The following is a 26,325-nucleotide window of genomic DNA, read 5'->3' as shown; positions in this document are numbered from 1 at the left end:
TCGGAGGGGGCGGCGACGGTGGTCGGAGGGGGCGGTCAGCGACGGCGGTCGGCGGGAGCGGTCAGTCCACCGCCGTGACCAGGGCCGCCACCGTCGGCCGGTCCGGCAGGGCCCCGGCGGCGGCCGCGCGGACCGCGCGCGCCACGTCCAGGGTGCGATGCCGGGCGTCCACCGCGAGGTCCACGCGGACATGGCGGCGCGGCAGCGTGAGCGGCGCCCCGTGCTCCTCGATGTGGACGGCCCGGGCCGGGCCGCCGAGGACGCCCGCCATCCGGGTCACGCCCGGCACCGCGAGGGCGGCCCGCGCCACCCGCGCCTCGTCGTCGGCGGACGGCTCGTCCCCGTGCCCGGGGGGTACGTCGACCAGGTCGCCGTCGTCCGAGGGGGGATCCGCCGGGGCAGCGTCCCCGGGCGCCGCACCCCCGGCCACTCCGGGCCCCGCATCCCCCTCCAACAGCCCCGTCACCCGCAGGTCCACCTCCGTCACCACCAGCCCCAGCCGCTCCGCCGCCGCCGAGCCGAGCGCCCCGCGCAGCCGGTCCGCGGCCGCGGCCAGCGGCTCGGTCGCCGCGGCCTGGAACTCCGCGCTGATCCGCAGCGGCCCCGGCGGCAGCGCGCTCGGCGGCGACGGCACCGTGGCGACGTACGCGTCCGGAGAAAGCGGTGCGGCGTGCGGCTCCACCAGGGACACCCGCAGGCGGGTCACGCGGACCCCCGCCACCCGCGCGGCCGAGCCGCGCAGCACCGACCGTGCCGCCGACTCCGCGATCCAGGAGCCGTCACCCGGGCCGCCCAGCGGAAGCATCCGGCCGAGGCCCAGTTGGCGGCGTACCGCCGAGGTCCACCCGTCACCCGTCATGGCTCCAGCCTGCCCCATCCCGGGCGCGCTGGTCCCGGGCCGCGCTTAATGTGGACGAAAGAGCAGATCCCCTGCTGAAAAGGACCATGCGATGACCGACACCGGAGAGCGCACCACGTCCCAGACGCTCGCGAAGGAGTCGCCCGACGAAGCCAGGGCGGGCGGCACGGCACGGCGTGGGGGAGGCGACCCCGCGACGCGCGGGCGCACCAGCATCGCCGACGGTGTGGTCGAGAAGATCGCGGGCCTCGCCGCCCGCGACGTGGTCGGCGTGCACGCGATGGGCGGCGGGCTCGCGCGCACCTTCGGAGCCGTACGGGACCGGGTGCCCGGCAGCTCGAAGGCCGTGACGCGCGGGGTGAAGGCCGAGGTCGGCGAGGTGCAGACGGCCCTCGACCTGGAGATCGTCGTCGACTACGGCGTCTCCATCGCCGATGTCGCCCGGGACGTACGGGAGAACGTCGTCACCGCCGTCGAGCGGATGACGGGCCTGGAGGTCGTCGAGGTGAACATCGCGGTGAGCGATGTGAAGCTGCCGGACGACGAGGACGACGAGCAGCCGTCACGGCTTCAATAGAAGCCACGGCTTGCATCGTCCGGCGTCGGGCACCCGCGGATGAGGCGGTCTCGCCGCACGGCCTGGGTATGCGAGAAGCACGGGGCGGACGCGACGGTGGGCGCGGACGCCGGGGAGTACGAGGCGCGCAGGAGCGAAGGAGCGCACGATGAGCTTTGCCGTGATCGGCATGATCGCCGGAATGGCCCTCGGATTCGCCGGGTACTTCGGCGGGTTCGGGGCCTTCCTGCTGGTGGCCGCCCTGGGCGCCATCGGGTTCGTGGCCGGGCGGTTCCTGGAAGGGGACCTGGAGCCCGGGGACTTCTTCCGTACCCGCGGCGACCGGCGGCGCTGAGCGGTGGCCGCCGACGTCGTGGGGCAGGTACCGCCCGGCGAGCGCGGCGCGACCCGGATCGCCGACCGTGTCGTCGCGAAGATCGCCGCGCGTGCGGCACGTGAGGCGCTGCCCGCGCTGCCCGACGAGGCGGCGGCGCCGCACGCCACCGTGAGCGTGCGGCCCCCGGCCGGCGGCTCCGACCGCGCGGGCGAGGCCCCGCACGGCAGCGCGCGCGTCCGCGTCAGCGTCGAACTGGACTACCCCAGCGACATCGGCCGCCAGTGCGGCGCGGTGCGTCACCGGGTCGCCGAACGGGTAAAGGCGTTGGCGGGCATGGAAGTGCCCGAGGTGGCGGTCCAGGTGGAGCGGCTGCACTCGGCGCAGGCGCGGGCCGCGGCGCAGGGGAGGACCCGATGAGCGAACCCCGGCAGACCGGCGGAACCGACCTGACCAAACCCGGCGAGGCCGTGCCCGTCGTCGAACGCGCCGAACCCGAACTCGACCAGTCCGCGTCCGCGGCCGCCTACCAGCCCCTTCCCACCCTCAGCGACGAGGACGGCTCCCCCCGCTTCTGGTCGGCCCGGCGTGTCCCCGCCGGGCTGCTCGCCCTGCTGATCCTCGGCGGGGCCGGGCTGCTCCTGTACGACATCGTCGCCGTACGCGCCGACCACCCCGCGATGCGGTGGCGCCGCGACCTCGCCCGTGAGCTGGCCGAACGGCCCCTCGACAGCACCGCGGTGCTCGCCGGGGCCGCCGCGGCCGTCGCCGTCGGCCTGTGGCTTCTCGTCCTCGCCGTGACGCCCGGGCTTCGCTCCCTGCTGCCGATGCGGCGCGGCCACGCCGACGTGCGGGCCGGGCTCGACCGGGGCGCCGCCGCGACGGCGCTGCGGGACCGGGCCATGGACGTGGCAGGCGTACGGTCGGTCCGTGTCCGCATGAGCCGCTCCAAGGTGGACGTGCGGGCCGTCTCGCACTTCCGTGAACTCGACGACGTACGCGGCGACTTGGACGCCGCCCTCGCCGCCGCCATCCACGACCTCGGGCTCGGCAGGCCGCCCGCGCTGTCCGTGCGTGTGGCGCGGCCGGGCCGGAAGGGGTGACCGCGCCATGCTGCGGACCGTGAACCGTGTGCTGCTCGGCCTCCTCGGCCTCGCGCTCGTCCTGCTCGGCGGGTCCGTCCTCGCCGTCGGGCTCGGCGTCGAGCCGCCCTCGTGGTGGGTGCACGACTCCCGTCACGACGTGCTCGTCAGTGACGCCGACCGGGCGCGGTGGCGGGACGACGGCTGGTGGTGGCCCACCGTCATCGGCGTGCTCGCCGTCGTCGTGCTGCTCGCCCTGTGGTGGCTCACCGCCCAACTGCGGCGGCGGCGCCTCGCGGAGGTGCTTGTCGAGACCGGGGACGGGGAGGGGGCGCTGCTGCGGGGGCGGGCCATGGAGGGCGTCCTCGAGACCGAGGCCGCGGCCCTCGACGGCGTCGAGCGGGCCCGGGTGCGGCTCACCGGGCGGCGCAACGCGCCCGAGGCGCGGGTCGGGCTCGTCCTCGGTGCCGATGCCGTGCCCGCCGAGGCGTTGCATCGCACCTGCGAGGAGGCGTTGGCCCATGCGCGGGACTCCGCGGGCCTTGGGCGGCTGCCTGCAACGGTTCTCCTCCGCGCCGTCAAACACCGCGCCGAACGCGTGACCTGACCCGCCCCTGCCCCGCCGCGCGCGGCAGCCGCCCCGCCGCTGCGCGCCGCTCCCACCCGCCCACCCGATTCTGTGGTCCCCGGCTGCCCCTGCCGCCCAGGCCGACCGATCTCGCCCCCGAACCGGCCCTGCCCTGCCCGTGGACGGCAGCCCCCCGCCGCTGCGCGGCGGCTCCTCCCACCCACCCACCCGAATCTGTGGGGCCCGTCTTGCCCCTCACCGGCCCCTGCCACCCGGGCTTGCCGTGCAGCCCGGGCCCCCTGCCACACGTGCGTGCCCTGTCGCCCGGGCCTCCTGCCCACCGGGCTTGCCCTGCCGCCCGGGCCCTACCCACCGGACCTGCTCTGCCGCCCGGGCCCCCTGCCGCCCGAGCGTGCCCCGCTGACCGGGCCTAACGCCGACCGGGCCTGCCTTGCCTCTCGGCCCTGCCCCACCCGCCAACCCTGCCCCACACCCGCTCAACCACCCTGCGAGCAGCAGCAGTTGGGCCACGCGGATGTCCCCCCCCGGTCACCCGGCCTCCCGAGCACCGGTCACCCGGGCACCCGAGTCCCGGCCACCCGGCCACGCGGGCCTCCGTGCACCGGCCACCCGGACCCCCGAACACCCGGACCCGCAGGCCCAGGCCCATCCACCTCACCCCCGGGGCCCACCCTGCGTCCCACGGCGAACGGGTGGGCGGGTGGGAGTAAACCCGCCGCGATAGCGGCGGGCACCACCCACCCAGCCGCAGGCTAGAAGCCGTGACGGGCCCCGCCGTCCACGGGAAGCATCACGCCGGTGAGGTAGGACGCCGCGGGGGAGAGGAGGAACGCGGCGGTGCGGCCGAACTCCTGGGGGGTGCCGTAGCGGCGCAGCGGGATGCGGGACTCGTGGGCCGCGCGGGTCGCCTCGGGGTCGGCGGAGAAGGCGTCGAGTTCGCGGACGCGGTCGGTGTCGATGCGGGCCGGGAGGAGGCCGACCACACGGATGCCTCGCGGCCCCAACTCTTCGGCGAGGGACTTCGCGAAGCCCGCGAGGCCGGGGCGCAGGCCGTTGGAGACGGTCAGGCCGGGGATCGGCTCGTGCACGGACGCGGAGAGGACGAAGCCGATGACACCGCCCTCGCCCAGCTCCGCCGCGGCGGTACGCGCGAGGCGTACCGCACCGAGGAAGACGGAGTCGAACGCGGCCTGCCACTGCTCGTCGGTGTTGTCGGCGACGAAGCCGGGCGGCGGCCCTCCAACGCTGACGAGGATGCCGTCGAAGCCGCCGAAGTGCTCACGCGCCGCCGCCACGAGGCGGTCCGCGACGCCCGGGTCGGCGTTGTCCGCGCCGATTCCCACCGCGTTCGGGCCCAGCTCCGCGGCCGCCGCTGCGGCCGTCTTCTCGTCGCGGCCGGTGAGGACGACCTTCGCGCCGTCCGCGACCAGCTCACGGGCGGCGGCGTTGCCGAGGCCACGGGTGGCGCCGGTGACGACGTACACACGGTTGTTGAGTCCAAGATCCATGGCTCTATCCTGCCGCGTCCGGGCCGAAGAGGGCGAGGGCGGTGCCCACGAGCCCCACGTGGCTGAAGGCCTGCGGGAAGTTGCCCAACTGGCGCTCGGCCACGGGGTCGTACTCCTCCGCGAGCAGCCCCACGTCGTTGCGGAGCGCGAGCAGCCGCTCGAAGAGGTCGCGGGCCTCCTTGGTGCGGCCGGTCAGGTGCAGCGCGTCGGCGAGCCAGAAGGAACAGACGACGAAGGTCCCCTCGCCACCGGGCAGGCCGTCCACATTGTCTGCGTCATCTGCGTTGGCTGTGTTGTTCGCGTTCGCGGGGGTGGCGGCGGCCGGGGTGGGGCTGTCCGGAGAGGTGCCCGCGGCGGTGGTTGCGTCCACCGCCGTCTCCGCGACCGAGTAGCGCCTCAGCAACCCCTCCCGCGTACTCAACTCCTCCCGCACCGCCTCGATCGTGCCGATCACCCGCGGGTCGTCCGGCGGCAGGAACCCCACGCGCGGGATCAGCAGCAGCGCGGCGTCCAGCTCGCGCGAGCCGTACGACTGGGTGAAGGTGCGGCGTTCCGCGTCGTACCCGCGGGCGCAGACCTCCGCGTGGATGTCGTCGCGCAGTCGCCGCCAGCGCGTCACGTCGCCGGGCAGCGCGGGGTCGTCCTCCATCGCGCGCACGGTGCGGTCCGCGGCGACCCACGCCATCACCTTGGAGTGCACGAAGTGCCGGCGCGGACCGCGCACCTCCCACAGGCCCTCGTCCTTCTCGCGCCAGCAGTGCCGCAGGAACTCCATGAGCGCGAGTTGCAGCCGCCAGCCGTGCGGGCGGGTGGTCAGGCCGGAGCGGCGGGCCAGGGTCAGGGAGTCGACGACCTCTCCGTAGACGTCGAGCTGGCGCTGGCTGACCGCCTGGTTGCCGATGCGCACGGGCGCGGAGCCCTCGTACCCGGGCAGCCACCCCGCCTCGTACTCGGGCAGCCGCCGCTCGCCCGCGAGGCCGTACATGATCTGGAGGTCGGCGGGGTCGCCCGCCGCCGCGCGCAGCAGCCAGTCGCGCCACGCCTCGGCCTCCTCCAGATAGCCCGCGGCGAGCAGCGCGCCGAGCGTGAGGGTGGAGTCGCGCAGCCAGCAGTAGCGGTAGTCCCAGTTGCGGACGCCGCCGATCTCCTCGGGCAGCGAGGTGGTGGGGGCGGCGACGATGCCGCCGGTCGGGGCGTAGGTGAGGGCCTTGAGCGTGATGAGGGAGCGGACGACCGCGTCCCGGTGCGGCCCTTCGTAGCGGCAGCGGGCCGCCCAGGCCTGCCAGTCCTCGACGCTGTCGCGCAGCGCCTGTTCGGTGTCGAGCGGTTTCGGGGCCGGTTCGTGCGAGGGGTGCCAGGTGAGGACGAACGTCACGCGTTCGCCCGCGGCCACGGTGAACTCGGAGTACGTGGTGAAGTCGCGGCCCTCGGTGCGGACCTCCGGATCGGTGCGCAGCCATACGGAGTCGGGGCCCGCGACCGCCACCCGGTGGCCGTCGGTGCGGCGCATCCACGGCACGATCGAGCCGTGGTCGAAGCGCAGCCGGAGCGTGCTGCGCATCGTCACCTCGCCCTGGAGGCCCTCGACGACGCGGACGAGGTCGGGGGCGAGGTCGCGCTGCGGCATGAAGTCGGTCACGCGGACCGAGCCGTCCGGGGTGTCCCACTCGGTGTCGAGGACGAGGGTGTCGGGGCGGTAGGCGCGGCGGGCGCAGACGTCGGCGTCCTTCGGCGCGAGGCGCCAGTGGCCGTGCTCGTCGTCGCCCAGGAGCGCGGCGAAACAGGCTCCCGAGTCGAAGCGGGGCAGGCACAGCCAGTCCACCGATCCGGCGCGGGAGACCAGGGCGGCCGTCTGGTGGTCGCCGATCAGGGCGTAGTCCTCGATGGGGCGGTGCGGGCGTTGGGACACGGGTGACGGCTTCCCGGTTCGGCGTCGGGTCAACCGGAACCGGGGCGGATCACCGCCGGGCCGGGCGCGCCGCGGGTGGTGGGAGCAGCGTGGTCGGATCAGGCCGGGGCAGGCAGGGGGGATCAGGCCGGTGGGGTCAGCCCGGTGGGGTCAGGCCGTCGCCCGGGAACCCCTAGGCCGTCGCCGGGGAAGCCGCCTCGGCCTCCTCGCCCCGCTCGCCTTCCTCGCCCTCCTCGGCCTGCTCCGCCGCGGACCGCGCGGCCGCCTCCGCCCGGTCCTTGCGCTCGCGCCGGACCAGGACGATCCAGCCCGCGGGCACTCCCGCGGCGAACAGCCACCACTGCACGGCGTACGCCATGTGCGCGCCGATCCCGCTGTGGTCGGGCTCGGCCAGGAGCTGGGGGGAGTCGCCGTGGCGCGGCGCGGTCAGCTCGATGTAGCCGCCGAGCACCTTCTTGCCCAGGGCGTGCGCCTGCTGCCCGCTGCTGATCAGCATGATCTGGCGGTCGGGCAGTCCGCGTACGTCCTTGATGCCGCTGGCCGCGGACGTCTCGTCGCCCATGAGGCGGCCGGTGACGGTGATCTCGCCGCGGGGCGGTGCGGGGATCTTGGGGAAGGCGGTCTGGGGGCCGTCCGCGGGGATCCAGCCGCGGTTGACGAGCAGCACCTTGCCGTTGTCGAGGACGAACGGGGTCAGGACGTGGAAGCCGACCTCGTCGTCGGAGTTGGTGCGGCGGCGCACGACGACCTCGTCCTCGGGGTCGAAGGTGCCCTTGGCCGTCACCCGGCGGTACACCGCGGAGTCCGGTACGTCACGGCCGGGCGCGGTCAGCCGCTCGGCGGGGACCGGCGCTGCGTCCAGCGCCCTGCCGATTCTCGCGTTGTGCGCCACGCGGTTCTCGTGGCGGTGCAGCTGCCAGAAGCCCAGCTCGATCATCACGGGGATGAGGACGAGGCCGACGAGGGTGAGGATCACCCATTGGCGGGTCAGGAGGAAGCGGTACACGGCTTCGACGTTACCCCGCGCGTGAAAGCCCCCGACGGGAGGGGCCCGCTCACACCCGGTCGACGATCCCCACCCGCCCCTCCGCGCGGGCGCAGTGCGCCCCGCAGTACCAGTGCCCCTCGACCTCGACGCCCTGCCCGATGATGCGGCACCGGCAGTGCTCGCAGATGGGCGCCATGCGGTGGATGGCGCAGGCGAAGCAGTCGAAGACGTGCACCGCGCCCTGCGCGTGCACCTCGAAGGACATGCCGTAGTCGTTTCCGCAGACCTCACAACGTGCCATGCGCCACAGAGTGGGACGCGGCGGTGGCGCGGGGCGAGCGGTGGGCGGGCGAGTCGCCCGGCAATCACCCGTCTGACGCGGACCGTGTGGCTGTCATCTTTCGCCGGGAGGGGGGACGGCGGCGGCGCGCGGTGCGCCGTCGGCCGGGGCCACGTCCTGGAGGAGCTGGCCGAAGGCCGCCTCGTCGATGACCGGTGTGCCGTACGCCCGGGCCTTCGTCGTCTTCGACGTGCCCGAATCCGGGTCGTTCGTGACCAGCAGGCTCGTCAGCCGCGACACGCTCGTCGCGATGTGCAGGCCCGCCTCGAACGCCCGGTCCTCCAGGAGCTCGCGGTCCACGGAGGTGTCCCCGGAGAAGGCGACACGCATGCCCTGCTTGAGGGGCTTGCCGTCCTCCCACCGCCCGGGGTTCGGGAACGGGCAGGCGGGGCGCTTGCGCGAGGGGCGCCAACTGCCGGACTGGTACGAGGAGTACGCCGAGAACGACGACGAGGGCGCGCCCGCGGCGCCGGAGGAGTGCCCGCCCTGGCGGCCGATGCGGGCGCCGCCGTCGGACCACTCGGTCAGCGGGCGGCACTCCAGGAGCGGCAGCCGCACCCCGTCGCTCGCCGCCGCGCGCAGGCTCGGCCGGAACGCCTCGGCGAGGACCCGGGCGTCGTCGAGGGCGTGGTGGGCGTGGCGCTGGACGACGCCGAAGTGGGCCGCGAGGGACTCCAGCTTGTGGTTGGGCAGCGGCAGGCCGAGCTCCTTGGAGAGCGCGATGGTGCACAGGCGCTGGCGGACGGGGGCGGTGCGCTCCGCGCGGGCGTACTCCCTGGCGATCATCGACCAGTCGAAGACGGCGTTGTGCGCGACGAGGACGCGGTCCGCGAGGCGGGTCGCGAACTCCTCGGCGATGTCCGCGAAGAGCGGGGCGTCGGCCAGCTTGTCGCTCGTCAGACCGTGGATCCAGACCGGGCCCGGGTCGCGCTGCGGGTTCACCAGCGTGTACCAGTGGTCCTCGACCTCGCCGCGGGCGTCCAGGCGGTAGACCGCGGCCGAGATGATCCGGTCGTCTCTGGACAGGCCGGTGGTCTCGACGTCGACGACCGCGTACCCGGAGGGGTAGGTGGTCGGCCAGGGGGCCTCGGACCCCGGCGCGGTCGCGTCGGTCGTCGCCGGAGTCGCCGACGGCGCGGTCGGCGCCGTCGGCGGTGCGGTCGTGCGGTCTTCGAGCATGGTCCATGAGGATACGGGCCGCGACTGACAGTCAGGTCCCAGGGCCGGGGGCAGTCACCTTCCGGGGGTGGGGCAAGCACCTTCCGGAGGGGTCGGCAGCGGCTTTCGGCGGTGGGACCGTCAGTCTCCGGAGGTGGGTTCGAGCAACCCGGCCACCAGCGCCCGCACCGACAGGGTGAACAGTCGCTCCGTGTCCGGCGACCGGGCGAGGGCGCGGGCGAGCGCCGGGTCCTGCTCGGCGGCCCGCGCGTCCCACAGCTCCTGCTCGCCGGGGCGCTGCACGGGCGCGCGCTCGCGGTTGCGCTCGACCAGGACGTGACCGACGACATGGACCTGGACGGCGCGCACGGCGTCGGCGGCCCGGGTGCCGCGCAGTCCCGCCGCGTGCACCTCGTGCACCAGGGCCCGCTGCGCGGGCAGGAACATCCGCTCCGTCAGGCCGCGTTCGTGGACCATCGCGATGAGGTGCGGATGGTCGCGAAGCAGCCGGCGCAGGGCGCGCGCCACGGACGCGATGCGCCGGGCGGGCGTGCCCCCGCGGGGCCGGATCTCCCCGAGGTCGGCGACGGTCCGCTCGACGAGGGCGTCCAGGAGCTGCTCGCGGTTGCCGACGTGCCAGTAGATCGAGGTGACGGCCGTGCCGAGCTCGGCGGCGAGCTTGCGCATGGTCAGGGCGTCGGGGCCGTGCTGCTTGACGAGGCCCGCGGCGGCGGCGAGGACCTGTTCCCGGTCGAGATGCGCACGCGTCTCTTTACCCTTCACGGCTCCTGTTGTAACTGTGTTACAGAACCCCCGCAAGTATCTGACAGTCCGTCGGCGAAGGGTGGTACGGCATGGCACGCGTACGCTACGGCGCGCGCACCGAGGCCGAGATGGCCGCGACGCGCACCGCGAACACCAAGCTCCCCGACATCTGGTCCACGGGTGTGGTGGCCGTGTGGGAGAGCGACCCGGACACGGTGGCGGCCGTCCTGCCACCGCCCCTGAAGCCCACGGACCGCCCCCTGGTGCGGGCCAGCATCAGCAGGGTCGAGCTGGCCGGCTATCCGCTGGGCGCCGGTTCGGTGGCCGTCGCCGCGGAGCACGGCGGAGTGGCGGGCTGGTATCCGCTGGTGATGCCGATGACCCACGAGCGCGCCCTGGTCGGCGGCCGTGAGGTCTTCGGCGAGCCGAAGAAGCTGGGCGAGGTCACCGTCGAGCGCGACGGCCTGGTGGTGCGGGCCGCCATGGCCCGGCACGGCATCGCGTTCGTGGAGGTGCGCGGCGCGGTGAGCGGGAGCCTGCCGCTGCCGGAGCCCGCGCGGAAGACCGACTTCTACTTCAAGTTCCTGCCCGCGGTGGACGGTTCGGGCTTCGACGCGGACCCGGTGCTCGTGCACTGCGTACGCGAGGAGCGGGTCCGCAAGCTGGAGAGCGTCACCGGGGACGTGGTGCTGCGCGAGTCGATGTACGACCCGGTGGCGGACCTGCCCGTGCGCCGCCTGGTGGAGCTCACCATCGGGGAGAAGACCAGCGACCAGCGGGGCCGGGTGGTGGAGCGCGTCGACGCGCAGGCGCTGCTGCCCTACGTCCACCAGCGCTACGACGACCCGCGGCAGATCCTGGACGGCCCGCCCGAGGGGAGCGTCTGACATGGACCTGCGCGCAGGGCAGGTCGCCGTCGTCACGGGCGCGGCGAGCGGCCTCGGGCTCGCCCTCGCACGGCGGTTCGCGGCGGACGGCCTCACCGTCGTCCTCGCCGACGTCGAGGCGGACGCCCTGGAGAAGGCCGCGGCCGGGCTGCGCGCGGACGGGGCGAGCGTGCACGCGCGCGTGGTCGACGTCGGCGTGCGCGAGCAGGTCGTCGCGCTGGCCGACGACACGTACGACCGCTTCGGCGCCGTGCACGTCCTGTGCAACAACGCCGGGGTCGGCTCCGGCGCCGAGGGCCGGATGTGGGAGCACGAGCCGAACGACTGGAAGTGGGCCTTCGAAGTCAACGTGTGGGGTGTCTTCCACGGCATCCAGGCGTTCGTGCCGCGGATGCTCGCGGGCGGCGAGGAGGGTCACGTCGTCAACACCTCCTCCGGGGACGGCGGTATCGCGCCGCTGCCGACGGCGTCCGTGTACGCGGTCACCAAGGCGGCCGTCGTGACGATGACGGAGTCCCTGTACGCGCACCTGAAGGCGGAACACGCGCGCGTGGGCGCCTCCGTGCTCTTCCCCGGGCCGCACATGCTGCGCACAGGCCTGTGGGAGTCGCACCGCAACCGCCCCGAGCGGTACGCCAAGTCCCGCCCCCGCAAGGCGCCCTACCGCAGCCTCGGCCAGTGGGAGGCGGCCATGCGCGATGCCGGGCAGGAGGTCGAGTTCACGCCCGTGGAGGACGTCGCGGACCTGGTGGCCGAGGGCGTCGCGGCGGGCCGCTTCTGGCTGCTGCCCGCGAGCGAGCACAGCGACCGGCAGATCCGGGCCCGGGCGGAGTCGATGCTCGGCCGGACCGACCCGTCGTACCTGGAGAGCTTCATCCTGGACTGAGGGAGCCGCCATGACGGACCCGCACGACACCGAAGAACCCCGACAGGGCTTCGCGGAGCCCTACTTGATCGTCTCCTCCGACTGCCACGCCGGGCTGCCCACCGAGGAGTACCGGCCCTACCTGGACGCCCGGTTCCACCGGGACTTCGACGAGTTCCTCGGCGGGCGCGAGCGGCGCCGCGAGGAGATGACCCGGCTCGGCATCCGCAACGAGGCCTTCGCCGACCGCTGGTTCAGCGACAACGAGGAAGGCCTCAGGGGCGGCTGGGACCCCGCGCGGCGGCTCAAGGAGCTGGACGGCGACGGGGTGGCCGCGGAGGTCGTCTTCCCGGACGCCGACGCCGTGGACAGCCGGACCGCCGCGCCCTTCGGCGTGGGCCTCGGCCTCTCCGGGGACCAGGACCCCGAACTCGGCATGGCGGGCGCCCAGGCGCACAACCGCTGGCTCGCCGACTTCGTGTCCGGGCAGCCCGAACGGCACTGCGGCGTCGCCCTGTTGCCCGTCACCGGAGAGGTCGACCGGGTCGTCGCCGAGATCCACCGCGCCAAGGAGTCGGGGCTCGGCGCCCTGATGATCCCGTCCATGTGGGTCGACAAGGCGCCCTACCACGACCGGCGTTACGACCCCGTATGGGCCGCGGCCGCCGAGTGCGCGATGCCCGTGCTCACCCACTCCGGGGCGGCGCCCCGCGACGAGTACGGCGACCACCTCGGCATCTACGTCTCCGAAGTGACCTGGTGGCCCGCACGGCCCCTGTGGTTCCTGCTCTGGTCCGGGGTCTTCGAGCGGCACCCCGGGCTCCGGTTCGGGGTCGCGGAGTCGGGTTGCTGGTGGCTGCCGAACCTGCTGTGGTTCATGGACCGGCTCTACCTGGGCGCGCACGGCGGCAAGAAGCTGTCGCCCTTCGCCGAGCTGAAGCGCCCGCCGCACGAGTACCTGGACCGGCAGATCTTCGTCTGCGCCACCAACACCAAACGCCGCGAGCTGGCCCAGCGCTACGAGATCGGCGTCGACAACATCCTCTGGGGCAGCGACTTCCCGCACCCCGAGGGCACCTGGCCCGACACGCGCGCGTGGCTCGCGAGGACCTTCCACGACATCCCCGTCGCCGAGACCCGCCGCATGCTGGGCCTGGCCGCCGCCGAGGTCTTCGGCTTCGACACCGCGAAGCTCGCCCCGCTGGCCCGCCGCATCGGCCCGACCCCCGCCGACCTCGGCCAGGACCCCGACCAGCGCGCCGTCGAGGCCTCCTGGGCCCGCTCGCGCGACGCGGGCCGCCACTGGCTGACCGGCCACGACTTCCCGACGCTCGGGGTGACCCCATGACAGACGCCAGGACGTACGCCGACACCGACCGCTACACCGTCATCTCCGCCGACTGCCACGCCGGCGCCGACCTCCTCGACTACAGGCCCTACCTGGCCGCCCGCCACCACGACGCCTTCGACGCCTGGGCGGCCACCTACGTCAATCCGTACGAGGACCTGCTCGCCGACACCGCCGACCGCAACTGGAACTCCGAGCGCCGCGTCGCCGAGCTGGAGGCCGACGGCATCGTCGCCGAAGTGGTGTTCCCCAACACCATCCCGCCGTTCTTCCCCTCCGCGTCCCTCATGGCCCCGGCGCCGACCCGGCAGGAGTACGAGCAGCGCTGGGCGGGCCTGCGCGCCCACAACCGCTGGCTCGCGGACTTCTGCGCGGCGGCGCCCGGGCGCAGGGCGGGCGTCTTCCAGATCCTGCTCAACGACGTCGAGGAGGCCGTGCGGGAGGTCCGCTGGGCCGTCGGCGCGGGCCTCACCGGCGGGGTCCTCGTGCCCGGCACGCCGCCGGGGTCTGGCCTGCCCGAGCTGTACTCGCAGACGTACGACCCGCTGTGGGCGGTCTGCGCGGAGCTGGGCGTGCCCGTGAACCACCACGCGGGGTCGGCGTCGCCGCCGCTCGGCGACGAGCCCGCGGCGCGCGCGGTGTTCATGGTGGAGACGACGTGGTTCTCCCACCGGGCGCTGTGGCACCTGATGTTCGGCGGCGCGTTCCGGCGCCACCCCGAGCTGAAGCTGGTCCTCACCGAGCAGGGCTCCGGCTGGATCCCGGGCGTGCTCGCCATGCTGGACTACTACCACGGGCGGCTCGTCGCGGCCGTCGCGCGGCGGGACACCGCCGAGTCCAAGTTCGGCGCCGGGCTCTTCGAGGCCATGGGCAAGGGGCCCTCCGAGGTGTGGCGGGACAACTGCTTCGTGGGCGCCAGCTTCATGCGCCCGCACGAGGCCGCGGTGCGCGACCGCGTCGGCCTCGACAAGATCATGTGGGGCAGCGACTACCCGCACGACGAGGGCACCCACCCGTTCTCGCGCGAGGGCCTGCGCGCCGCCTACGCGGGCCTGCCACCGGCCGAGGTCGCGGCGATGGCGGGCGGCAACGCGGCCCGCGTGTACGGCTTCGACCTGGGACGGCTCGACCCGGTCGCGGCGCGGGTCGGGCCCACCGTCCAGGAGCTCTCCGAACCCCTGAAGGAGCCCCCGGCCGGGGCGACGAGCCCGGTGTTCGCGCCCGGCGGGCAGACCAGGGTCTGGTGAGCCTCCCGGTGCGCCGCTGCCGTGCGGGCGGCGCACCGGGTGAGACCCTCCCCAGATGAGCGATCAGGCGCCCGCCCCCGACCACGACGAGGCCCACGGCGGGGCGCTCGGCACCCGCCTCAACTGGCTGCGCGCCGCGGTGCTCGGCGCCAACGACGGCATCGTGTCCACCGCGGGCCTCGTCGTCGGCGTCGCCGGCGCCACCAGTGAACGCGCCACGATCCTGACGGCGGGCCTCGCCGGACTGCTCGCCGGGTCGATGTCGATGGCCGCGGGCGAATACGTCTCCGTGTCCACCCAGCGCGACTCCGAGAAGGCCGCCCTGGCCCTGGAGAAGCGCGAACTGCGCGAGCAGCCGGAGGCCGAACTCGCCGAGCTGACCGGCCTCCTCGAAGGGCGCGGGCTCAGCCGCGACGTGGCCCGCGAGGCCGCCGAACAGCTCACCGAACGCGACGCGCTGCGCGCCCACGCGCGCGTGGAGCTCGGCATCGACCCCGACGAGCTGACCAACCCCTGGCACGCCGCGTGGGCGAGTTTCCTCGCGTTCACCGCGGGCGCGCTGCTCCCGCTGCTCGCCATGGTGCTCCCGCCCGCCGACTGGCGCCTCGGTGTCACGGTCCTCTCGGTGCTCGGCGCGCTCGCCCTCACCGGCTTCAGCAGCGCCCGGCTCGGCTCGGCGGCGGTGCGGCCCGCCGTCGTGCGGAACGTGGCGGGCGGGGCGCTCGCGATGGCGGTGACGTACGGGGCGGGGGCGCTGCTCGGCGCGGCCGGGGTGTGAGGCGGTGGTCCGGACCTGCGCCCCGCGGGGGTGCCGCATTGGTGGAGATCGCCAAAAACCAGGGTCGTACCCGCGGTAATACTTAGCAGTAACAACCCCTAGCGGCAGCCCAGAGGCCGTTCTACCGTGCACGCATGTCCCCGAACCTGCCCGATGTCGTGCTGTGGTCCATCCCCGCCTTCGTGGTGCTCACGGTCGTCGAGATCATCAGCCACCGGGTCCACCCCGACGAGGACGCCGCCGGGTACGAGACCAAGGACGCCGCCACCAGCATCACCATGGGGCTCGGCAGCCTGGCCTTCGACTTCCTCTGGAAGATCCCGATCGTCGCCGTCTACTCCGGGGTGTACGCGCTGACGCCGCTGCGCGTGCCCGTCCTGTGGTGGACGATCCCGCTGATGCTGCTCGCGCAGGACTTCTTCTACTACTGGTCGCACCGCGGCCACCACGTGATCCGCGTCCTGTGGGCCTGCCACGTGGTGCACCACTCCAGCGAGAAGTTCAACCTCACCACCGCGCTCCGCCAGCCCTGGACGAGCCTGACGGTGTGGCCGTTCTACCTGCCGCTGATCGCGCTCGGCGTGCACCCGGCCGCCCTCGCCTTCTGCTCCGCGACGAACCTCGTCTACCAGTTCTGGATCCACACCGAACGCATCGGCAAGCTGCCCCGGCCGATCGAGTACGTCTTCAACACGCCGTCCCACCACCGGGTCCACCACGCGTCCCAGGGCGGCTACCTGGACCGCAACTTCGGCGGCATCCTGATCGTCTGGGACCGCCTGTTCCGCTCCTGGGTCCCCGAGACCGACCGCCCGGTCTACGGCCTCACGAAGAACATCACGACGTACAACCCGCTGCGCGTGGCCACCCACGAGTACGCGGCGATCGCCAGAGACCTGAAGCAGGCATCCACCTGGAGCGACCGAGCGGGCCACGTCTTCCGGGGCCCGGGCTGGCAACCGCCCCAGCAGCCCGTCGCGGCCCCGGCGCCGACACCGGAACGCACGACGGAGCCGGCAGCGTGACGCGCGCGGAGCCGGGCAGCGGTGTGGCCCGCGGCGAGCCGACGCTGGCGTCCCCCGTTGGGGGAGGGTGGGCGCAACCCCCGGCGCCGGGCACCGATGCACCTACGTCCAGGCGGCACAGCTACGGCACAGCGGCCCTGGCGGCCTTCGCCCTGGCGGTGGCCGGCGACCTCCTGGCCCTGGCCTTCGGGGCCGACATGGGCCACACCGTGCTGAAGCCCCTCCTGATGCCCCTGCTCGCCGCCTACGCGGCCTTCCGCAAGGGCCCGCGCCTCCTGACCGCGGCCCTCCTCTTCGGCTGGGGCGGCGACGTCCTGCTCCTCGGCGACGCCGACCCCCTCTTCCTCGCGGGCATGGGCTCCTTCGCCGTCGGCCACCTCTGCTACCTGGCCCTGTTCCGCAGACACGGCGACCACCACGCCCCGGCCCGGGGCACCTTCGTCGTGGCCACCTACGCCTGCGCCCTGATCGTCACCGTGGCGCTCCTGTGGCCCGACCTGCCGTCGGACATGCGGATCCCGGTGGCGGGCTACAGCCTGCTCCTGACCGCCATGGCTTTCGGCGCGACCACCCTCGGCCTGACCGCGGCGGCGGGCGGCGGCCTCTTCCTGCTGTCGGACACCCTCATCGCCACGGACGTCGCCGACTGGCCCCAGGCGCCCCGTCCCGACTTCTGGATCATGCTGACCTACCTGGCGGCCCAGGCCCTCCTGACCCGGGGCGTGCTCACCGGCACCCTCACCAGCGGATCGGCACCGGAACGACGGTGAGCAGCGCCGACACCGCGACCACCGCCCCGAGCGCCATCACCTCGGCGCGCGCGGGCGCGTACGTGCTGAGCGTGCGCTGAGGGGACCGCTTCAGACGGCGCCGGGAGAGCAGCGCGAGGACGGCGACGACGGCCACGAGCAGCACCTTGGCGAGCAGGGTGCGGCCGTACGCCGTGTCCGTCAACTGGTCGACCACGGTGTCCGGTGGCATGCGGCGCAGCGTGCTGACGATTCCGCTCGCGGTGATCGCGGCGAACAGGACGGCGGCCACGCGCGCGTAGCGGCCGAGCACGGCAACGCCCGCCTCCGGCGCGGTCCTTCGCCAGCTCCGCAGCGTACGCAGCGCGTACAGCAGGCCGCCCGCCCACAGCGCCGCGCACGTCAGATGCACCAGGGTGAGCCCCGAGCCGGCGAGCGCGGCCTCCTCCGTCGGCGGGTGCGCGCGCAGCGCCTCCGCCACGATCACGGCGGACAGGGGCAGGACCGCGCTGTCCGGGCGGCGCGAGCGGGCGCAGAGTGCGGCCACGACGAAGGCGTTGACCTCCAGGAGCGCGAGGCGGCCGTCCCGTGACTGGTAGAGCCCGCCGACGTCCAGGTCGGACGGCTGGTGCGGCACCAGGTTGCCGCTGGCGACGACCGAGGCGAGGCCGAGCGCGGCGACACAGCCCGCGACGGCCGCCCACCACCCCCACCCCGGCGGCGCCGAGGCGAGCGGCGCCCCCGGCACCCGGCGCGCGAGCCGCCGTACGAACACCTCGCCCAGCTGCACGCACAGCGCGGCGAACAGCACCGTCCGCAGGAACGTGATGCCCGGCGTGCCCGGCGCCTCGGCCTCACCGGTGCCGTCAAGGACGGCGGTGGGCCCGAACAGCGGGACGACCGCGGCGACGGCCACGAGGACGAGCAGGGCGACGGCCCGGCCGGAAGAGGGGCGGCCGGGCCCGGTGGCGTGGGGGGCCGTGGGTGCGGCGGGCGGCGCAGGGGGGTGCTCCGTGCGCCGCACGGTGAGGTGCAAGGTGTCGGCCGGGTTCGGATACGTCGTGTCGGGCGCGGCCGGATACGTCGCGCCAGGGGCCGGACACGTCGTGCCGGGGGCCGGATGCGTCGTGTCGGGCGCAGCCGCGTGCGCGTCGGCCGGGCCCGCGTACCCCGGACGGTGCGGCGCGGCCGGATACCCCGTGGGCGACGAGGCGGCGGCCGTCCCGGCCGTGGCCTCGCCTCCCGGGTCCCCTGGCGGTCGTATGGAGCTCACCACAAGATCTTCACCAGTGGTCGCACTCCCGGGCAAGTCCGGGCAAACAACTGGCGGAACGTCATTCCGCCCGTCCGGCCCCGCTCACCGCCACACAGGAGCGTCCCCGCCCCAACCGCCCGGCGGCCGCTCCCAGTTCACGGGCCCGTCGCCGAAGGACACCGGCGGCAGGGCGTGCCGCAGCCGCCCCAGGGGACCGTCCGTCCCGGTGAGCCACGGGTCCGCCGTGTATGTCGGCCAACCCGTGAGCCACGCCGCCGTCCGCGCGAGAGCGAGCCGCACCACCGGCGTGCCGACCGTGCTGTCGGCGCCGCCCTTCAGCCGCTCGGAGAGCGCCCGCAGGACTGCGGCGGCCAGCAGATACCCCGTGCCGTGGTCCAGCGCCTGCGCGGGCAGCGCGCCGGGCGCCTCCGGCGCGCCCTCGACGGCCGCGATGCCCGTCGCCACCTGCACCAGGCTGTCGAAGCCGCGACGGCCGGACCACGGGCCGCTCGTGCCCCACGCCGAGAGCTGCGCCACGACGAGCCCGGGCCGCCGCTCGGCCAGTGCCTCGGGGGCGAGCCCGAACCGGTCGAGCGTGCCGGGCCGGTAGCCGGTCACGACCACGTCGGCCCCGGCGAGCAGGTCGTCGAAGGCGCGCCGGTCCGCGGGGGCGCCGAGGTCGAGGGTGGTGGAGCGCTTGCCGAAGCCGGTGTCGGCGTGCTGGTCGGGGAGTTCGGGCAGGTGCGGCGGGTCGACGCGCAGGACGTCGGCGCCGAGCAGGGCGAGGGTGCGGGTGGCGACCGGTCCGGCGATGACGCGGGTGAGGTCGAGGACGCGAAGGCCGGCGGCGGGCAGGAGCGGGTGCGCGTCGCCCGGTGCGCCCAGGGGCGTCGGCGGCGGCACCTCGGACGGCCCCCCGAGCCGCTCCCGGCCCACCAGGGGCAGTCCGGCCACCGCGGCCCCCTGCGGATGCGCCGCCCACTCCCGCGGCGTGCGCAGGGCGACGGCCAGACCCCCGGCGGCGTACACCGCCTCCTCGGCCTCGGCGGCGGGCAGCTCCGCGAGCCGGACGGCGACGCGCTCCACGGACGCGTCGCCGTCGCCGAGACCCAGCGCGGCGAGGAGGCGGGCGCGGTGGTGCGGGTAGTTGGCGTGCGTGCGCACCCAGCCGTCGGCGGTGCGCCAGAACCGCGACAGGGGCGCGAACGACTCCGGCGCGCGCCCGTTCACGAGCAGGTGCCGTTCACTGGCGAACGCGGCGGCCACCGCACCGTCGTCCACGCGCGCGTGCGGCACGTCCTGCCCCGTGCGCAGGGCCGCCAACTCGGCGGCGGCGAGCGCGCAGACGCCCACACAGGACCGTGAGAGCGCCCGCACGGGGAGCCGCGCGGGCAGGGTGTCCTCCCGTACGACGGGGGAGAGCCGGGACAGCAGCGCGGGGTCGCCCCCGAGCGCGTCCCAGGCGACCGCGGCTCCGTCCAACGGCCCCGGAACCAGGGCATCGGGCCCCTGGACCACGGCTTCGTCCAACGGCCCCGGGACCGCGGCCCCGTTCATCGGCTCCCGTGCCCCACCAACGCCTGCCAAGGGTGATTGCGTCATGCAGCCACTATGCCGTGCCCGCGGGCGGGTACCCCATCGCGCCCGGCCCCGCGGCGCCCGGCCCCGCGGCGCCCGGTCCCGCGGCGCCCGGTCCCATGCCCCCAGGCCCGGCCCCGCCCGGCCCCGTGGCCCCCGGCGCCGAAGCCGCCGACCACCACAGCCGGATCTCCTCCGCCGGGTCGGAAGGACGCAGCTCCCAGCCGCGCCGCCCCGCCGCCTCGACGACGTACGCGCCGCCGACGCCCCGGTACTTGCGCCACGGCACCTCGCACTCCGTCGGGGGCGCGGGCTTCTTCGGGGCCCTGGGCTTCGACGCCCGCTTCGTCCATGAGTCCAGGTACGCGTCGACCCGCGCGCGGTGGAAGGCGGTGTCGCCCTCGTGGCGCAGCTCGGGCCAGGTCACCGACCAGCGCGGCCAGAGGGAGATCTTGCCGATGACGGCGTCCATGGCGCGCTCGGCGCCGCGCTCGAAGCCCGGGACGACGGTCAGGATCTCGGCGAACATCGCGACCACGATCGTGACGAGCGCGACGACCAGGAGCAGCAGCCACCACACCGGAAGGATCAGCACGGTGAGCACGAACCGGATCCACAACTGCCATCCGGGGCGGTCGGGTTCGGCCCGCCACTCCTGCTGGCCCTCGTAGACGAACGTCGAGTCCTGGTACGCGTACATGTGCGGCATCCTCTCGCGAAGGGCCGGACGGCACGTACACCGCCCGGCCCCTCACCGCCCCGCTCACGCGAGGCGTCATGTCAGCGGGGCGCGGCTCGCGCCCCGCGTCCTACTTCCGTACGGCGTCCAGCGCGTCGGACATGCCCACGCCGTAGAAGCCGTTCTTGTTCTTCCCGCCCGCGCACACCGCGTCGACCTTGCCGTCGCCGTCGATGTCGTACGGGTCGGTGCACGCCATCGCGTCGGCCTGGCGGTACAGCAGGGCCTTCACCCGGGCCGCGGAGGCCTTGGGGTGCGTCGACTTGATGAGCGCGGCGACGCCCGCGGTGTGCGGCGAGGCCATCGACGTACCGGCCTTGTAGCCGAACTTGCCGCCCGGCAGCGTCGACAGGATGAGACCGCTGGTGGCGGGCGGCTGCGGCTTCTGGAAGGCGGTGGAGTCGCCGCCCGGCGCCGCGATGTCGATGACACCCTTGCCGTAGTTCGAGAACGACGACTTGATGCCCTTCGCGCCCGTCGACGACACGGTCACCACGCCCGGCAGCTGCGACGGTATGTCGAAGCAGTCCGCGGTCTTGATGGTCCGCTTGACGGGCGTCGTGTCGTCCGGGCTCGACTCGTCGACGATCTCGTCCTGGGCGAGGTCCGTCTCGGCGTTGCCGGCCGCGGCGACGTTCACCGCGCCCTTGCGCTCCGCGTAGCGGGTGGCCCGCCCGACCGCGTCGACCAGTGCCTTCTGGTCGGCGTCGGTACGGCAGTTGAACAGCCACGGGTCGGTGTAGTAGCTGCTGTTGGTGACGTCCACGCCGTGGTCGGCCGCCCACATGAAGCCGCAGACGACGGCCTCCGTGTAGTACATGCCGGTCGCCGGCTCGGCCACCTTCAGGCTCGCGACCTTCACGCCCGGCGCGACACCTGTGACGCCGGTGCCGTTCTTCGCGGCGGCGATGGTGCCCGCCACGTGCATGCCGTGGTCGCTCTCCTTGGCCACCGGACGCCACGCGTTGTCCTTCTGCGTGGGCACGCCGCCCAGACAGCTCGCGGACGCGCGCTTGTCGAAGTTGGGCGCGATGTCCGGGTGGGTGTCGTCGACGCCGGAGTCGAGGACGCCGACGGTCACCTTCGGGCTGCCGAGGGACACCTTGTGGGCCTGGTCCGCCTTCATGGCGGGCAGGTCCCACTGCAGCGGCTCCAGCTCGTCCTGCCCGGCCCCCGCCTCGCCCGCGGCGGCCTCGGCCTCCTTGGCGGACAGCGGCCTGGACGCGTCGATGTCGTCGCTGGACTGTGCCTGCAACGGCGCGGTGCGCGTGGCACCGGCCGACTGCACGCCCTTGACCTTGCGGATCGTCTTCGCGAAGTCGGGGTTCGCGGAGTGGACGACGATCACACCGATCTTGTCGTACGAGATCACGACCTTGCCGTCGGCCTTGGCGATGGCCTTCTTGACGTACTTGGCCACCCAACCGCCCTGCCCGGTGCGGACGTTGACGACATAGCTCATCGTCGAACCGTCCGCGGGCGCGGCGGCGGCGAGGACGCCGACGCCCGGGGCCGCGGGTGCCGCCGCCGGAGAGTCGCTCTGCGCGGACGCGGTGCCCGGAAGGAACGCGAGCGCGGACACCACCGCGACCCCGAGGGGAAGGGCGACGGCGCGGCGTCCGGCCCGGCCGGTCCTGCTGGTCTGCTTGCTGCTCAAGGTGCCGTTCCCCTTACTTCTTCACGGCGTCGAGCGCGTCGACGATCCCGTGGCCGTAGAAGCCGTTCTTGTTCTTGCCGCCCTTGCAGACGGCGTCGACCTTGCCGTCGCCGTCGGGGTCGTACGGCTTCGTCGGGCAGCCCGGGTTGTCGGCCTGCCGCTTGAGCAGCCGCTGCAGCTCGGCCGGGCCCGCCTTCGGGTGCGTGGACTTCAGGAGCGCCGCGACACCGGCCGCGTGCGGGGACGCCATGGACGTGCCCTGCAGCCACGCGTACTGGCCGCCCGGCATCGTGGAGAGGATGCCGCCGTCCTTGGAGGGGGTGTCGGTCGGCTTCTGGTAGCGCCGGTCGCCGCCGGGGGCCGCGATGTCGATGACGCCGTTGCCGTACGTCGAGTAGTACGACTTGGCCTTGTACACGCCCGTCGCGCTGACCGTGACGACGCCCGGGAGCTGGGTCGGGATGTCGAGGCACTTGTGCGGGTCGATGGTGCGGGGGACCGGCGTGGAGTCGTCGGGGCTGGAGTCGTCGACGATCGCGTCCGCGTCCAGGTCGTGGTTGGAGTTGCCCGCGGAGGCGAGGTTCAGGGTGCCCTTCCTCTGGGCGTACAGCTGGGCGCGGTTGACCGCGTCGAGGATGGCCCGCTGGTCCGGGTCGTCCTTGCAGTTGTACAGCCACGGGTCCACGTAGTAGCTGTTGTTGGTGATCTCGATGCCGTTGTCGGCGGCGAACACGAAGGCGCAGACCACGCTCTCCGGGAAGAACAGCTCGCTGACCGGGTCGGCCACCTTGATGCCCGCGACCTTCACGCCGGGCGCGACACCCGCGACGCCGACGTTGTTGCGCGCGGCGGCCACCTCGCCCGCCACGTGCGTGCCGTGGTAGTGCTCGGGCTTCGCCGGGCGCCAGGCGCCGGGGGAGGTGTCGGCCTTGCCGCCGACACAGCTCGCGGACTGCGAGGCCGAGAAGTTGGGCGCGAGGTCGGGGTGGGTGTCGTCCACACCGGTGTCGATGACGCCGACGGTGACCTTCTTGCTGCCCGGGTTGATCTGCGCCGCCTTGTCGGCTCCGATGGCCCGCAGGTCCCACTGGTCGCCTTCCAGCGGCTCCTGGGCGGCGGCGCCGCCCTTGCCCGCCGCGGCCCGCTGCTTGAGCGCCTTGGCCTGCTCCTTCGACACGAAGGACGGCGCGCCCTCCTGCGTCGTGGCGGCCGGGGTGAGCGGCGAGGTGCGGGTGGCGCCCGCGGAGTGCACGCCGCGCACGTCGCGCAGCGTCTTGCCGAAGTCCGGATTGGCCGAGTGAGCGACGATCACGCCTATTTTCGCGTACGTGACGACGACCGTGCCGTCGGCCTTGGCTATCTCCTTCTTCACCCGCGCCAGGGTCTTGGCGTCGGACCTGGTGTTGACGACGTACGCCAGCTTGCCGGCCGCGTCGGTGTCCGCGGCCCGCGCCGTGCTGGAGCCGGGGGCGTCGAGCGGGGCGGCGGTCGCGGCGCCGGGCGCGAAGCCGACCGCTGCGGCGAGCACGACACCGAGCGGCAGCGCGAGCGCCAGTCGTCTGGAGCGCGACGTGCGTGACGAGCGCAGATGAGCCATGGGATCTCCACATCATCCGGATACGGAACTGCCCGAACACAGCTGGTGCCCGGGCAGGTGCATGACGAGTGGTGCAGGGTGAAGCTATCCCCCGAACTCCCAGGCCAGCAATGGCTTCCCGAAGAAAGCGGGAAAAGCGTGAGTTCGACCGCTTCGGGCGCGCCGCCATGACGTTGAACAGTGGACAGAAGCAATATCGACCCCCTGTCGGATCACGTCCCCGGGGCTTAGCATCACCATCCGCGGCCACGTGATCCGTGTCACTATCCACGTCGCCCACGACGGCCCCGAGAGCAGAGACCGCAGATCCCCATGCACCGCACCGCCTCCGACTCCCCCCACCTCCCCACCACCCCCGTCCCACGAGGAGACTCCGTGGCCACCGACGTACCGCCACCATCGAAGGGCGGCTCAGAACCCACCCCCGTCACGCCCTCCACGGAGGAGTTCGTCGCGGTGCAGCAGAGCGCGGAGTTCGGTGAACTGCGCACCGCCCACCGCTCGTTCGCGTTCCCGCTGACCATCGCGTTCATCGCCTGGTACCTCGTCTACGTCCTGCTGTCGAACTACGCGGGCGACTTCATGGGCACCAAGGTGATCGGCAACATCAACGTGGCCCTCGTCCTCGGCCTCGCCCAGTTCCTGACCACGTTCCTCATCGCCTGGTGGTACTCCCGCCACGCCGCCACCAAGCTCGACCCCAAGGCAGAGGCCATCAAGTCCCGGATGGAGGGCGGCGCGTGAGCACCCTTCAGCTCCACTCGGCGCAGAGCACCGTGCTGGCCGCGAACGAGGCCAGCGAGCACCGGCCGCTGATCATCACACTGTTCGCGGTCTTCGTCGTCGCCACCCTCGTCATCACCGTGTGGGCGGGCCGGCAGACCAAGAGCGCCGCCGACTTCTACGCCGGCGGACGGCAGTTCACCGGCTTCCAGAACGGCCTCGCCGTCTCCGGGGACTACATGTCCGCCGCGTCCTTCCTCGGCATCGCGGGCGCCATCGCCCTGTTCGGCTACGACGGCTTCCTGTACTCCATCGGCTTCCTGGTCGCCTGGCTGGTGGCGCTGCTCCTGGTCGCCGAGCCGCTGCGCAACTCCGGCCGCTACACCATGGGTGACGTCCTCGCGTACCGCATGCGCCAGCGCCCCGTGCGCACCGCCGCGGGCACCTCCACCATCGTCGTCTCGATCTTCTACCTGCTCGCGCAGATGGCGGGCGCGGGCGTCCTGGTCTCGCTGCTCCTCGGCATCACCAGCGACGGCGGAAAGGTCGCCATCGTCGCGCTCGTCGGCGTCCTGATGATCGTGTACGTCACCATCGGCGGCATGAAGGGCACCACCTGGGTGCAGATGGTCAAGGCCGTCCTGCTGATCGCGGGCGCGCTCCTGCTGACCTTCCTGGTGCTGCTCAAGTTCGACTTCAACATCTCCGACCTGCTCGGCAGCGCCGCGGAGAACAGCGGCAAGGGCGCGCCGTTCCTGGAGCCCGGCCTGAAGTACGGCGCGACGGCGACGTCCAAGCTGGACTTCATCTCGCTCGGCATCGCCCTGGTGCTCGGCACCGCGGGCCTGCCCCACATCCTCATCCGCTTCTACACGGTGCCGACGGCCAAGGCCGCCCGGAAGTCCGTGAACTGGGCCATCGGCATCATCGGCGCCTTCTACCTGATGACGATCGCCCTCGGGTTCGGCGCCGCCGCGCTGATCAGCCCCAAGGAGATCACCGACTCCAACCCGGCGGGCAACACGGCAGCCCCACTGCTCGCGCTCCATCTAGGGGGAGTGGACTCCAACTGGGGCGCCATCCTGCTCGCCACGATCTCCGCCGTCGCGTTCGCCACGATCCTCGCGGTCGTCGCGGGCCTCACCCTCGCCTCGTCCTCGTCGTTCGCCCACGACATCTACGCCAACGTCATCAAGAAGGGCCAGGCCAGCGAGAAGCAGGAGGTCAAGGCCGCACGCTGGGCGACCGTCTTCATCGGCCTCGTCTCCATCGGCCTCGGCGCCCTCGCCCGCGACCTGAACGTGGCGGGCCTGGTGGCCCTCGCCTTCGCCGTGGCCGCGTCCGCGAACCTGCCGACGATCCTCTACAGCCTCTTCTGGAAGCGGTTCACCACCCAGGGTGCCCTGTGGTCGATCTACGGCGGCCTCACCACCGCCGTCGTCCTCGTCCTGTTCTCACCGGTGGTCTCGGGCAACGCGAAGACCTCCATGTTCAAGGGCGTCGACTTCCACTGGTTCCCGCTGGAGAACCCGGGCCTGATCTCCATCCCGGTCGGCTTCCTGCTCGGCTGGCTCGGCACCGTCCTGTCGAAGGAGGAGCCCGACAAGAAGAAGTACGCGGAGCTGGAGGTCCGCTCCCTGACCGGCACCGGAGCCCACTGAGCCCCTCTCTTGAGGCACCACGTCGGGGGGGGGGGGGGGGGGGGGGGGGGGGGGGGGGGGGGGGGGGGGGGGGGGGGAGGGTGGGGGGGGGGGGGGGTTTTTTTTTGCGGCGGCCTCGTATGATGTGG

General features: G+C 73.7%; 26 protein-coding genes. 14 read left to right on the top strand and 12 right to left on the bottom strand.

The features are described 5' to 3' along the window. Window positions 1–61: 61 nt before the first annotated feature. Window positions 62–859, bottom strand: a complete 798-nt coding sequence (locus tag ACZ6AA_RS34050; protein WP_468460510.1) for a nucleopolyhedrovirus P10 family protein — start codon at window positions 857–859, stop codon at window positions 62–64. Between the two features lie 91 nt (window positions 860–950). Between ACZ6AA_RS34050 and ACZ6AA_RS34045 the strand changes: the two genes are divergently transcribed. The 5 genes from ACZ6AA_RS34045 (at window position 951) to amaP (ending at window position 3,438) form a co-directional block, all read left to right on the top strand. Beyond that, window positions 951–1,436, top strand: coding sequence for an Asp23/Gls24 family envelope stress response protein (locus tag ACZ6AA_RS34045; RefSeq protein ID WP_468460508.1), 486 nt, complete (start codon window positions 951–953; stop codon window positions 1,434–1,436). Between the two features lie 148 nt (window positions 1,437–1,584). After that, window positions 1,585–1,770: a hypothetical protein gene (locus ACZ6AA_RS34040; protein WP_289952572.1), complete on the top strand. Its 186-nt coding sequence runs from the start codon at window positions 1,585–1,587 to the stop codon at window positions 1,768–1,770. Between the two features lie 3 nt (window positions 1,771–1,773). Continuing rightward, on the top strand, window positions 1,774–2,169 hold the full coding sequence (locus ACZ6AA_RS34035) for an Asp23/Gls24 family envelope stress response protein (RefSeq protein ID WP_468460506.1): 396 nt from the start codon (window positions 1,774–1,776) through the stop codon (window positions 2,167–2,169). Continuing rightward, complete coding sequence (locus ACZ6AA_RS34030) at window positions 2,166–2,852, top strand: DUF6286 domain-containing protein (RefSeq protein WP_468460504.1); 687 nt, start codon at window positions 2,166–2,168, stop codon at window positions 2,850–2,852. Before ACZ6AA_RS34035 ends, ACZ6AA_RS34030 begins: the two co-directional genes overlap by 4 nt. Window positions 2,853–2,859: 7 nt before the next feature. Continuing rightward, window positions 2,860–3,438 carry an alkaline shock response membrane anchor protein AmaP gene (amaP, locus tag ACZ6AA_RS34025; RefSeq protein WP_468460502.1) on the top strand — a complete coding sequence of 193 codons (579 nt, stop codon included), beginning with the start codon at window positions 2,860–2,862 and terminating at the stop codon, window positions 3,436–3,438. 734 nt (window positions 3,439–4,172) lie between these two features. On the opposite strand, the gene ACZ6AA_RS34020 is transcribed toward amaP, so the two are convergent. The 6 genes from ACZ6AA_RS34020 to ACZ6AA_RS33995 all read right to left on the bottom strand — a co-directional run bounded on the left by ACZ6AA_RS34020 (window position 4,173) and on the right by ACZ6AA_RS33995 (window position 10,106). Continuing rightward, a complete protein-coding gene (locus ACZ6AA_RS34020; RefSeq protein WP_468460500.1) occupies window positions 4,173–4,928 on the bottom strand; it encodes an SDR family oxidoreductase in 756 nt (251 codons plus the stop codon). Between the two features lie 4 nt (window positions 4,929–4,932). Then, the gene (locus ACZ6AA_RS34015; protein ID WP_471462336.1) at window positions 4,933–6,837 is read right to left on the bottom strand and encodes a glycoside hydrolase family 15 protein; all 1,905 of its coding nucleotides are present in this window, start codon (window positions 6,835–6,837) and stop codon (window positions 4,933–4,935) included. 172 nt (window positions 6,838–7,009) lie between these two features. Continuing rightward, window positions 7,010–7,843: an SURF1 family cytochrome oxidase biogenesis protein gene (locus ACZ6AA_RS34010; RefSeq protein ID WP_468460496.1), complete on the bottom strand. Its 834-nt coding sequence runs from the start codon at window positions 7,841–7,843 to the stop codon at window positions 7,010–7,012. Window positions 7,844–7,892: 49 nt separating this feature from the next. Then, window positions 7,893–8,126 (bottom strand): hypothetical protein, encoded by a 234-nt coding sequence (locus ACZ6AA_RS34005; protein WP_087883543.1) that lies wholly within the window; start codon window positions 8,124–8,126, stop codon window positions 7,893–7,895. A gap of 93 nt (window positions 8,127–8,219) precedes the next feature. Further along, window positions 8,220–9,344 (bottom strand): DEDDh family exonuclease, encoded by a 1,125-nt coding sequence (locus tag ACZ6AA_RS34000; RefSeq protein ID WP_471462334.1) that lies wholly within the window; start codon window positions 9,342–9,344, stop codon window positions 8,220–8,222. 120 nt (window positions 9,345–9,464) lie between these two features. Then, a complete protein-coding gene (locus ACZ6AA_RS33995) occupies window positions 9,465–10,106 on the bottom strand; it encodes a TetR/AcrR family transcriptional regulator (protein WP_468460372.1) in 642 nt (213 codons plus the stop codon). A 71-nt stretch (window positions 10,107–10,177) separates the two neighbouring features. Here ACZ6AA_RS33995 and ACZ6AA_RS33990 point away from each other — a divergent pair, with 71 nt between their 5' ends. The 7 genes from ACZ6AA_RS33990 (at window position 10,178) to ACZ6AA_RS33960 (ending at window position 17,008) form a co-directional block, all read left to right on the top strand. Beyond that, window positions 10,178–10,975 carry an acetoacetate decarboxylase family protein gene (locus tag ACZ6AA_RS33990; protein WP_468460370.1) on the top strand — a complete coding sequence of 266 codons (798 nt, stop codon included), beginning with the start codon at window positions 10,178–10,180 and terminating at the stop codon, window positions 10,973–10,975. A 1-nt stretch (window position 10,976) separates the two neighbouring features. After that, window positions 10,977–11,861, top strand: a complete 885-nt coding sequence (locus ACZ6AA_RS33985) for an SDR family NAD(P)-dependent oxidoreductase (RefSeq protein WP_471462332.1) — start codon at window positions 10,977–10,979, stop codon at window positions 11,859–11,861. A gap of 10 nt (window positions 11,862–11,871) precedes the next feature. Continuing rightward, window positions 11,872–13,188, top strand: a complete 1,317-nt coding sequence (locus ACZ6AA_RS33980) for an amidohydrolase family protein (protein WP_468460366.1) — start codon at window positions 11,872–11,874, stop codon at window positions 13,186–13,188. Beyond that, the gene (locus ACZ6AA_RS33975; RefSeq protein WP_468483866.1) at window positions 13,185–14,435 is read left to right on the top strand and encodes an amidohydrolase family protein; all 1,251 of its coding nucleotides are present in this window, start codon (window positions 13,185–13,187) and stop codon (window positions 14,433–14,435) included. Before ACZ6AA_RS33980 ends, ACZ6AA_RS33975 begins: the two co-directional genes overlap by 4 nt. 55 nt (window positions 14,436–14,490) lie before the next feature. Beyond that, window positions 14,491–15,213 (top strand): VIT1/CCC1 transporter family protein, encoded by a 723-nt coding sequence (locus tag ACZ6AA_RS33970; RefSeq protein ID WP_468460362.1) that lies wholly within the window; start codon window positions 14,491–14,493, stop codon window positions 15,211–15,213. A 134-nt stretch (window positions 15,214–15,347) separates the two neighbouring features. Further along, entirely contained in the window at window positions 15,348–16,238 is an 891-nt protein-coding gene (locus tag ACZ6AA_RS33965; protein WP_468460361.1) for a sterol desaturase family protein, read from the top strand. Window positions 16,239–16,375: 137 nt separating this feature from the next. Then, window positions 16,376–17,008, top strand: a complete 633-nt coding sequence (locus tag ACZ6AA_RS33960; protein WP_471462420.1) for a lysoplasmalogenase — start codon at window positions 16,376–16,378, stop codon at window positions 17,006–17,008. On the opposite strand, the gene ACZ6AA_RS33955 is transcribed toward ACZ6AA_RS33960, so the two are convergent. The 5 genes from ACZ6AA_RS33955 to ACZ6AA_RS33935 form a co-directional block, all read right to left on the bottom strand. Next, window positions 16,977–18,011 (bottom strand): CopD family protein, encoded by a 1,035-nt coding sequence (locus ACZ6AA_RS33955; RefSeq protein WP_471462419.1) that lies wholly within the window; start codon window positions 18,009–18,011, stop codon window positions 16,977–16,979. The genes ACZ6AA_RS33960 and ACZ6AA_RS33955 overlap by 32 nt on opposite strands. A gap of 333 nt (window positions 18,012–18,344) precedes the next feature. Then, window positions 18,345–19,724 carry a CoA transferase gene (locus ACZ6AA_RS33950; protein WP_471462417.1) on the bottom strand — a complete coding sequence of 460 codons (1,380 nt, stop codon included), beginning with the start codon at window positions 19,722–19,724 and terminating at the stop codon, window positions 18,345–18,347. A gap of 127 nt (window positions 19,725–19,851) precedes the next feature. Further along, window positions 19,852–20,520: a hypothetical protein gene (locus tag ACZ6AA_RS33945; protein WP_471462329.1), complete on the bottom strand. Its 669-nt coding sequence runs from the start codon at window positions 20,518–20,520 to the stop codon at window positions 19,852–19,854. Between the two features lie 109 nt (window positions 20,521–20,629). After that, complete coding sequence (locus ACZ6AA_RS33940) at window positions 20,630–22,216, bottom strand: S8 family serine peptidase (RefSeq protein WP_468483864.1); 1,587 nt, start codon at window positions 22,214–22,216, stop codon at window positions 20,630–20,632. 13 nt (window positions 22,217–22,229) lie between these two features. Continuing rightward, entirely contained in the window at window positions 22,230–23,813 is a 1,584-nt protein-coding gene (locus ACZ6AA_RS33935; RefSeq protein WP_468460355.1) for a S8 family peptidase, read from the bottom strand. A 375-nt stretch (window positions 23,814–24,188) separates the two neighbouring features. Between ACZ6AA_RS33935 and ACZ6AA_RS33930 the strand changes: the two genes are divergently transcribed. Continuing rightward, on the top strand, window positions 24,189–24,557 hold the full coding sequence (locus ACZ6AA_RS33930; protein WP_468460353.1) for a DUF485 domain-containing protein: 369 nt from the start codon (window positions 24,189–24,191) through the stop codon (window positions 24,555–24,557). After that, on the top strand, window positions 24,554–26,197 hold the full coding sequence (locus ACZ6AA_RS33925) for a solute symporter family protein (RefSeq protein ID WP_471462326.1): 1,644 nt from the start codon (window positions 24,554–24,556) through the stop codon (window positions 26,195–26,197). Before ACZ6AA_RS33930 ends, ACZ6AA_RS33925 begins: the two co-directional genes overlap by 4 nt. The last annotated feature ends 128 nt before the right edge of the window (window positions 26,198–26,325 follow it).

Source organism: Streptomyces sp. NPDC040610 (assembly GCF_055594065.1).
The sequence above is the reverse complement of the archived record's forward strand: the minus strand, read 5'-3'. Positions and strand labels throughout refer to the sequence as shown.